Annotated in this window: 8 protein-coding genes; 1 reads left to right on the top strand and 7 read right to left on the bottom strand. The window is 73.1% G+C overall.

Features of this window, described 5'->3' with window-relative positions:
• Positions 1 to 60: 60 nt before the first annotated feature.
• The 7 genes from ABZ923_RS23695 to ABZ923_RS23665 form a co-directional block, all read right to left on the bottom strand.
• Positions 61 to 957: a S1 family peptidase gene (locus ABZ923_RS23695; RefSeq protein WP_361475088.1), complete on the bottom strand. Its 897-nt coding sequence runs from the start codon at positions 955 to 957 to the stop codon at positions 61 to 63.
• 212 nt (positions 958 to 1,169) lie between these two features.
• A complete protein-coding gene (locus ABZ923_RS23690; protein ID WP_361475086.1) occupies positions 1,170 to 1,952 on the bottom strand; it encodes a DUF1684 domain-containing protein in 783 nt (260 codons plus the stop codon).
• 45 nt (positions 1,953 to 1,997) lie between these two features.
• Positions 1,998 to 3,278 (bottom strand): NtaA/DmoA family FMN-dependent monooxygenase, encoded by a 1,281-nt coding sequence (locus ABZ923_RS23685; RefSeq protein WP_361475084.1) that lies wholly within the window; start codon positions 3,276 to 3,278, stop codon positions 1,998 to 2,000.
• On the bottom strand, positions 3,275 to 4,357 hold the full coding sequence (locus ABZ923_RS23680) for an LLM class flavin-dependent oxidoreductase (RefSeq protein ID WP_361475082.1): 1,083 nt from the start codon (positions 4,355 to 4,357) through the stop codon (positions 3,275 to 3,277). The genes ABZ923_RS23685 and ABZ923_RS23680 overlap by 4 nt, the downstream gene beginning before the upstream one ends.
• Positions 4,358 to 4,402: 45 nt before the next feature.
• Complete coding sequence (locus ABZ923_RS23675; protein ID WP_361475080.1) at positions 4,403 to 5,164, bottom strand: amino acid ABC transporter ATP-binding protein; 762 nt, start codon at positions 5,162 to 5,164, stop codon at positions 4,403 to 4,405.
• Positions 5,161 to 6,921: an FAD/NAD(P)-binding protein gene (locus ABZ923_RS23670; protein ID WP_361475078.1), complete on the bottom strand. Its 1,761-nt coding sequence runs from the start codon at positions 6,919 to 6,921 to the stop codon at positions 5,161 to 5,163. Before ABZ923_RS23670 ends, ABZ923_RS23675 begins: the two co-directional genes overlap by 4 nt.
• The gene (locus ABZ923_RS23665) at positions 6,918 to 7,775 is read right to left on the bottom strand and encodes an amino acid ABC transporter permease (RefSeq protein ID WP_361475076.1); all 858 of its coding nucleotides are present in this window, start codon (positions 7,773 to 7,775) and stop codon (positions 6,918 to 6,920) included. Before ABZ923_RS23665 ends, ABZ923_RS23670 begins: the two co-directional genes overlap by 4 nt.
• Before the next feature lie 410 nt (positions 7,776 to 8,185).
• Here ABZ923_RS23665 and ABZ923_RS23660 point away from each other — a divergent pair, with 410 nt between their 5' ends.
• Entirely contained in the window at positions 8,186 to 9,109 is a 924-nt protein-coding gene (locus tag ABZ923_RS23660) for an ABC transporter substrate-binding protein (RefSeq protein ID WP_361475074.1), read from the top strand.

Raw genomic sequence — 9,109 nt, 5'->3', positions numbered from 1 at the left:
ACGCCCGGGGCGTGCGGGGGCCGGCTGCCGGCGGCGGAGTTCTGCCCGCTCAGCGGATGATCAGTAGACGTGCACCCCGTAGGCGCTCAGCGCCTCGGTCACCGGCTGGAAGAACGTCGTACCGCCGGAGCTGCAGTCACCGCTGCCGCCCGAGGTCAGGCCGTAGGCCGTCGAGCCGCCGTACAGCGGGCCGCCGGAGTCGCCGGGCTCGGCGCAGACGGTGGTCTGGATCAGGCCGGAGACGATGTCGCCGCCGCCGTAGTTGACCGTGGCGTTCAGCGCGGTGACCCGGCCGCTGTGCGTACCGGTCGTGGACCCGCGCCGGTAGACGGTCGTGCCCACGGAGGGCGTCGCCGCGCTGGTGATGTCCTGGCTGCCCACGGCACCCGACTTGGTCACCGAGCCGTTGGTGTAGCGCACGATGCCGTAGTCGTTGCCCGGGAAGCTGGAGCCGGCCGTGGTGCCGAGCGTGGTGCTGTGGGAGGAGTTCGACCACCAGGTGCCCGCTCCGTCGGTGCAGTGCCCGGCGGTCAGGAAGTAGTAGTTGCCGCTGGAATCCTGGACGTTGAAGCCCAGCGAGCAGCGCCAGCTGCTCGCGTAGATGGCGTCGCCGCCGGAGATCAGCTTGTTGAACTTGCCCGGTGTGCGCTTGACGACCAGGGCGTCCGCGGTGGCACCGGCCTGCTTCCTGATCTTGGCGATCTCGGCCTGGGACACCGTGCTGTCGACGGTGACGACGACACGGTTGCCGTCCACCGCCCAGGCCGTACCGGGGATGTCGGCCTTGAGGACGGAGTCGCTCGCCTTGGTGAGCTGAGAGGCGCTGAACGGGTGGGCGTCGCTGGCGTTCGCGGTGGGGGCGGCGAACGCGGCTGCGGCCAGGAAGCCGGTGGCCACAGCGGTCAGCCGGGTCCGTCTCGCCGTGGTGCCGCGGGGAGTGGTGCGCTTGTTCCTCACGTGTCGTTCCCTCCAAGGGAAGTCGGGGGCCCGCGTGGGGTCGGGGCCCGTGAGGCGCAGCCAGGGACCCGACCGGATTCGAATACGCATGCCCCTGACAAGCGCTGGGGGGAGTATTCGGCCGAACGGCCGGTCGGCACAAGGGTGCCTTTCGGCCGACGGCCCGGAACCACCCGAACGCCCCAGGGCGGCCCGGACCGGGGCCCCGCAGGTCAGCTCAGCCGGCGCTCCCCCGCCTCGACCGCCAGGTCCAGCGTGTTGCCGGGGGCCGGGAAGGGGCAGAGGAAGTGGTCCGCGAAGGCGCACGGCGGGAGTTGGGCGCGGTTGAAGTCGACGGTCGTGCGACCCTCGGCGTCCGGGGCCGGCGAGAAGAGGAAGCGGAACCGGAAGCTCGTGTCACCGCTGGTGGCGTCGGCGAACACCGCCCACAGCCGCCCGTCCCCCTGCTGCGCGACCTTCAGCGTCCGCTGCTGTCCGCCCAGCGGGAAGGTGAGTTCGCCGACGAGGGCGAAGCCGCGCTCCCGCCCGTCCGCGTTGCCGAGCCGGATGGTGCGCGTCCCGTCGTACGGCGTGAACCGCCCCGGCACCGACCAGCGGGGGTCGTGGGGCTCGGCCTCGATGCCCCGGAAGGCCTGCCGGGCGGCGGAGCCGGGGTCGTACACCCGCACTCCCCACACGCCCTCGCGCACCAGCACGACCAGCCGCTTCGCGCCGAGCGCGACCCGCGCCCCGGACTCCGGGCCGGTGTCCGCGGCCAGTGCGACCTCACCGGAGAAGGGCCGGCCGTCCACGGACAGGCCGTCGGTCTCCGCGGCCGTGAGCACCACCCCGCCCTCATCCGCCACCCAGTTCCCGGGAATGTCCGGAAGTCGACCCTCCGGATAGTCCTCGATCCAGTGCGTCGCGGTCAGCGCGAGCGGCCCGTAGGGAGCCGAGACGCTCTCCACACGCTGCTCGTGCCACTGCTTCCAGGCGTCGGACGCGTCGGTCGTCATGCCATCGGTTCCTTTCTCCTGTGAACGGCTCCTGTGAACGGCTCGTCATGGCCGGCTCTCCCCGGCCGGAGGAGCCAGACCGAGATGGGAGCGGAGGGTGCCGCCCCGGTATCGCGTGCGGAACGCCCCGCGTTCCTGGAGCAGCGGCACCACCCGGTCCACGAACTCCTCCAACCCGTCGGCCGGCAGCTGCGGGACCAGCACGAAGCCGTCGGCGGCCCCCTCGCCGGCGTACCGGTGCAGATCGGCGGCGACCGTGTCGGGCGTGCCGACGAAGGACTGCCGGCCGCTCACCTCGATCACCGTCTCCCGGACGGACAGCCCCTTCTCCCGGGCCAGCGCCCGCCATCGCTCGGCGACCGCGCGGGTGCGGGGGTCCCGGGTGCTCGGGTCGGTCTCGGGCAGCGGGCCGTCGGGGTCGTATCCGGACAGGTCCGTGCCCCAGACCCGCTCCAGCGCGTACAGCGCGTACCGCGGGGTGATCCGCTGCCGTCGGATACCGGCGGCCCGCTCCTGCGCCTCGGCCGCGGTGTCCCCGAGGACGACGGTGACCGGACACATGACCTTCAGGTCCCGTGGCCCGCGGCCGTGGGCCGCGAGCCGCCGTTTGACGTCGGCGTAGCGCGCGCGGGCCGGCTCCGGCGGGCCGTGCCGGACGAGGAGCACGTCGGCCGTGGCCGCGGCCAGCTCCCGGGCCCCCTCGGACTCCCCCGTCTGGATCACCACGGGCCGCCCCTGGGGCGAGCGGGGCAGCCCGAACTCGCCGGCGATGTCGAAGTGCCGGCCGCGGTACGCGAACGGCCGGGGCGCCCCGCCGGGGCTCCAGGAGTCCCACAACCGACGGGCCACGCCGACGAGTTCGGCGGCCCTGCCGTACGGGTCGGGATGCCCCCCGGAGCGCGGGTCCGCGCCGGCGCGGGGGTCCGCCGAGGCCGCCACCCGCCAGCCCGCCCGGCCCGCGCTGAGGTGGTCCAGGGTGGCCAGGCTGCGGGCGAGTTCGTACGGCTCGCCGTGGGCGGCGTCCACGGTGGCGGCGAGCCCGAGGTGCGCGGTGACCCCGGCGAGCGCGTTCAGCACGGCGACCGGCTCCGGTCCGCCGACCGGGTCCAGCTCGTGCAGCCGCCCGCGGTGCTCCGGCAGCCGGGGCTCCTCGTCGAGCAGGAGGAAGTCGAACAGGCCGCGCTCGGCGGTGCGGGCGAGCCGCTCGAACCCGGCGAACGCGAGCCGCGCACCGGCCGGCGCACCGGCCCATACGGCCGTGCCGGGCCCGTCGGCGGCGCCGGCCCCCGGGGGCGCGGCCGCCAGGTGCAGCCGCGTCACGGTCATGACGTTCCCCCGGTCACGGCCGTCACCCCGCGGGCGGTGTACCGGTTGGCGGGCCGGGCCAGGCCGAGGTGCTCGCGCAGGGTGCTGCCCGGGTAGAAGGTGCGGAACCGTCCGCGGTGCTGGAGCAGCGCCACCGTGCCGTTGACCAGCCGCTCCAGATCGCGGCGCGGTTCGACGGGGACGAGGTGGAAGCCGTCGGTGACGCCGTCGGCGTGCCAGGCGGCCATCAGTTCCGCGAGGTCGACCGGGCCGCCCCGGTACAGCGGGCCCTGCACGGTGGGCCGCGGGCCGCCGCCGCCGTGTCCCGGCTCGGCCGCGTGCTCGCCGTCGCCGAGGTCGACCAGCAGGCTCACCAGGACCCGCAGCGTGTCCGGGTCCCGGCCGAACGCCCTCGCCTCCTCGCGCAGCCGGTCCCGTACGCCGGCGGCCTGGGCGGGCGCGGCGGCGCGCACCAGGGCGACGTCCGCGTACCGGGCGGCGACGGTACGGGCGGGGCCGTCGGTGACGTCGACCATGCGCACCGGGTGGCCCTGCGGCGGCCGGGGCACGGTCGACGGGCCCCGGACCGAGACGGCGGTGCCGGTGAAGTCGACGCGGTGCAGCCGGTCCCGGTCCAGGAACCGTCCGGTGGCCTCCTCCCGGATCTCGGCGCCGTCCTCCCAGCTGTCCCACAGCCTCGCCGCCACGTCGGCGACCTCGCTCGCCTCCTGCCAGAGGGACTCGGCCGGGGCCGCGTGGCGGCGGCCGAACAGCCGGGCCTCGCCCTCGGTGGTGGACACGTCGATCCGCCAGCCGGCCCGGCCCCGGCTGATCCAGTCCAGGGTGGCCACGGCGGCCTGCACCCGGAAGGGCTCGGTGTGGGTGGTGGTGACGGTCGGCACCAGCCCGATCCGCCGGGTCGCGGGCGCCACCCGGCACAGCACGCCGAGCGCCTCGGGCCCGGGCCGGGCGAAGGAGTCGTCCAGCGTCACGAAGTCCAGCCCGCCCCGCTCGGCGAGCCGGGCCAGCTCCACGTAGGCCCCGCCGTCGACCACCCCCGGCAGATCTAGGGCGGCCGCGAGGTGCAGCAGGCTACTCATCCGCGCCCCCCGAACCCACCGCGCCCCGTCCCACGGCCGCCACCCTCACAGCACCTTCGCCAGGAACGCACGGGTCCGGTCCTCGCGGGGGGCGCCCAGCACCTCCTGTGGCGGCCCCTGCTCCACGATCCGCCCGTCGGCCATGAACACCACCGTGTCGGCGACCTCGCGGGCGAACCCGATCTCGTGCGTGACGACGATCATCGTCGTGCCCTGCGCCGCCAGGTCCCGGATGACGTCCAGCACCTCCCCCACCAGCTCGGGATCGAGCGCCGACGTCGGCTCGTCGAACAGCAGCAGCTTCGGCTCCAGCGCCAGTGCCCGCGCGATGGCGACCCGCTGCTGCTGCCCGCCGGACAGCTGCCGCGGATAGGCGCCGGCCTTGTCCCCGAGCCCGACCCGCGCCAGCAGCCGGTGCGCGCTCTCCACCGCCGCCCTCCGGGGCCGCTTCAGCGCGGACACCGGCGCCTCGACGACGTTGTCCAGGACGGTGAGGTGCGGGAAGAGGTGGAAGTTCTGGAAGACGAAGCCGATCCGGGTGCGCTGTCCGAGCACCTCCCGCTCGGGCAGCTCGTGCAGCCTGTTCCCGGCCCGCCGGTAGCCGATCAGCGCGCCGTCCACGCTGATCTCGCCCCGGTCCACCTTCTCCAGGTGGTTGATGGTGCGCAGCAGCGTGGACTTGCCGGAGCCGGAGGGCCCGAGCACGACGGTGACCTCGCCGGCGCGCACCTGGAGGTCGATGCCCCTGAGCACGTCCAGCGAGCCGAAGCTCTTGTGCACCGACCTGATGTCGACCATGACGCTCATCGCGCGAGTTCCTTTTCCAGTGAGCCGCTCAGCAAGGCCAGCACCGCCCGGGCGGTCGCGTCGTTCTGCCGGAAGGCGGGGCCGCCGGTGCGGGGGCGGGTGAAGGCGCCGGGGGTACGGGCGTCGGTGTAGGGGCCGAGGGCGAAGCGCCGGGGATGCGGGCGCCCGGCGCGGTCGAGGATCCGGCCGTCGCCGGGGTCGACCCGGAGCAGTCCCTCGGGGGTCTCGGCGGCGCCGTCGGCGTGCAGTTCGCGCAGCAGGCTGTCGCGGGCGCGCCCGATGGTGGGCTCGGGCAGCCGGGCCTCGACCAGGGCCCGGGCCTCGACGGAGAAGCCCGGCACGGTGGGGCTGGCGGCCCGGAACAGGCCGTCCTCGGCGGTGACGGTCATCCCGGCCCCGACGAACCGGAGCAGTCCGGCCCGGGACAGCGCGAGCATCTGCCGCAGCCGGGGCCCGGGCGGACCGGACGCCAGGTAGCTGAAGAAGCCGTGCCACCAGGATCCGATGTCGCCGAGCCGCACCAGCTGCCCGTACACGGAGAGCAGTCCGAGGAAGACGGCCAGGTCGGCGCTGTGTGCCGGGTCGTGCCGGCGTGCGAGGTCCGCCTCGATGTACTCCCGGAGCCCTTCCTGGAAGTCGTCGTGCGAGGCGTACCGCACGCCCTCCAGCGGGTGGTCGAGCGCGCCGAGGTCGAGCCGGTCGGCCGGATCCGGTACGGCGGCCGCGACCAGTGCCCGCGTCTCGGCGGGGTCGCCGGCCGCCGCGTACTTCTCCTCGAAGTCGGTCCAGGCCATCGCCGTACGCCCGGGGTGGGCGGTGAACAGCCGGTGGTAGTGGGCGAAGCCCAGCTCCTTCTCGACCAGCGGCCACACATCGCGCCGGAAGTCGAAGCCCTGGGGCCGGGCCAGCAGCTCCGTCACCTCGGCGGGGCCGAGGAAGCGGGGCAGCGGGGGCCGGTCGCCGGTCCAGTCGTAGCCGATCTTCGAGTGGTACGGCACCCCGCGCCGGGAGCCGACGTACAGCACCGGCTCCCGTCCCGAGGGGAGGTAGGTGTCGCCCTCGTACCGCCCGCCGCGCCCCTCGGTGAGCAGCACCATCAGGTCGACGAAGGCCAGCCCGAAGCCGCGGACGAGGACGGGTGCGCCGGGTTCGAGCGCGGAGAGGTCGCTGTCGGCGGTGAAGTCGGGCGGCAGGTGCACCAGGCCGTGCTCGCGGGCGTACGCGGACAACCCGGTCTGCTCGGTGTCGAGTTCGGCGTCCTGGTGGCCGACGGCGAGGATCACCAGGTCGGCCGTGAGCGGGTGCGGGCGGCCCTCCAGCCAGACCTGCTGGCGGCCCTCGCGCGGCCCGCCGACCCGCAGGGCGCGGTGCGGGTGGTGGTGGACGGTGACGTTCGGGGGCAGGTCGGCGAGGGCCCGGTCGTACACCCAGCGCAGATAGCGGCCCTGGAGCTGCCGGTCGGGGAAGGTACGGCCGTCCAGCCCGGCCCACTCGTGCAGGGTGGGGCCCTCGCGCACCGGGCCATCCATGGTCACCGTGTCGTCGGTGAACATGGTGACGTCCTCGGCCTGCGAGTTCATCCACAGCAGCGGGGACTGCGCCTGCCGCCAGATGCGTCCGCCGCCCGGCGGGTGGGGGTCGACCAGGTGGATGTCGAGGCCCGGACCGGTGTACAGGGCCGGCGCGTTGGCGGCGAGGCGTTCCAGGATGCCGGTCCCCCGCGGCCCGGCTCCGACGATCACCAGCTGCTGCCTCATCGGGCGTTCTCCGTGCCGCGGGCGTAGCGCTTCTCGACGTAGTACTGGCCGATGCCCAGCAGCGAGGTGACCACGGCGTACCAGAGGGTGGCGACCATCAGCAGCGGGATCACCTGGTAGGTGCGGTGGTAGATCAACTGGGCGGAGAACAGCAGGTCGTTGACGGCGATGACGCTGACGATCGAGGTGCCCTTGAGGGTGCCGATCAGCATGTTGCCGGCGGGCGGCACGATGGCGCGCATCGCCTGCGGCAGCACGATCCGCCGCCAGCGCCGCCAGGGGCTCAGGCCGAGCGCCTGGGCGGCCTCGATCTGGCCGCGGTCGACGGAGAGGATGCCGCCGCGGACGACCTCGGCGGCGTAGGCGGCCTCGTGCAGGGTGAGGCCGACGATCGCGACGGCGACCGGGCTGAGCAGGTCGACGGTCCGCACCCCGAACAGCCGCGGGTACAGCGCCCCGATGTTGAACCAGAGCAGCAGCTGCACCAGGATCGGGATGGACCGGAACAGCCAGACGTACCCCCAGCTGACCGCCCGCAGCACGGGGTTGGCGGACAGCCGGAACGCGGCGAGCAGGGTGCCGAGGGCGAAGCCGAGGACCATCACCACCGCGGTCAGCCACAGGGTGAGCCACAGTCCGCGCAGGACGGAGTCGGAGGTGAAGTAGTCGGCGACGACGTCCCACTGGAACGCCCGGTTGCGTAGGACGGAGTTGACGGCGAACCCGAGCAGTACGAGGACGACGGCAGCTGCCGCCCACTGGCCGTACCGGCGCTGCGGGACGATCCGGGGGGCGTCGGCCGGCTCGGGTGTGTCCGGGGCGGTGGCGACTTTGGCGAGGGTGTCGGATGACATGCGAAGGCTCCGTGACGCGATGGTCGAACACGGGTGGTGCCTTCACACGGACGCGCCCGGCGGCGCGTTACGGCCGAGCCCCTCAGCAGGACCGTGCACCGAGAGTACGGGGGCGTTTCGGTCCGCTGTCAAGGCTGTCCAGAGTGTGAGCCGTACATCTCAACTCGGTTGACGGGAAACCGGATGCCTGTTCCACTTGGCCCATGCATCCACAGCAGTGGCTGGTCACCCGCTCCCACATCGACTTCGGTCGCGTGTGGTCCTGTTCCTGTTGAGCTGACCCCCTGCACGGCCCTGCCCCACGGGCAGGCGCATTCGCGCTCTCCCTCTTTTTCCTCGCCTTCACACGCGCACCCCTCCCCTCGCGCTCGCGCTCTGCACGCCTTCTGCCGCCAGGAGATCGCCATCCCATGCGTACGCACCTTTTGATACCTTTTGTCACGATTACCTCGGCCGCTCTGCTCCTCACCGCCTGCGGCTCCGGCGACACGGGCACCACCTCGGTGGCGGCCAAGCCCCTGGAAGTGCCCACCACCGACGTCGTCTCGGCCGTGCGCAAGGACGACTCCGCGGCGAAGCTGCTGCCCGCCGGCACGAGGAGCCTCACCGTCGCGGTCAGCGTCGGCGGCACCCCACCCGGCACCACCTACGTCGACGACGGCAAGACCCTGACCGGCCAGGACGTCGACTTCACCCGGGCCGTCGCCCGGGTCCTCGGCATCGAACTGAAGGTGGAGCAGGCGAGCTTCGAGGCGATCCTGCCCGCCCTGGACAGCGGCAAGTACGACTTCGGCGCGAGCAACTTCGGCGTCACCGACGAGCGCCGCAAGACCATCGACTTCGTCACCTACATCAACGACGGCCAGGGCTTCGCCACCCGCAAGGACAGCAAGCTGTCGAAGATCACGGAACTGGCGCAGCTGTGCGGCCTGAAGGTCGCGACCAGCGCGGGCACGACGTTCGAGGCCACGCTGGAGGAGAACAAGCACGTGTGCGCCGACGCGGGCAAGAAGGCGTACCAGGTGCAGACGTACGCCGAGTCGAGCGCCATCTGGTCCTCGGTCCAGCAGGGCCGCAGCGACGTCGTGATGTCCACGATCAACGGGCTGCGTTACGACGTCGCGCACCAGGAGGGTCTGAAGTTCCTCAACGAATTCCACCGCCTGGACGTCGGTTTCGCCTTCAAGAAGGGCTCGGAACTGACGCCGGCGTTCCAGGCGGCGGTGAACAAACTGCTGTCCGACGGCACCTACGACCGGATTCTCAAGAAGTGGGGCACGACCGGTTCGGCCATCAAGACGTCGCGGATCAGTCCGCCGGAACTCAAGGACTGA

The sequence above is a fragment of the Streptomyces sp. NPDC046881 genome (assembly GCF_040645015.1).
Taxonomy (GTDB): Bacteria; Actinomycetota; Actinomycetes; order Streptomycetales; family Streptomycetaceae; genus Streptomyces.
Note: the sequence above shows the minus strand (reverse complement) of the source record. Positions and strands in the feature narration are given on the sequence as shown.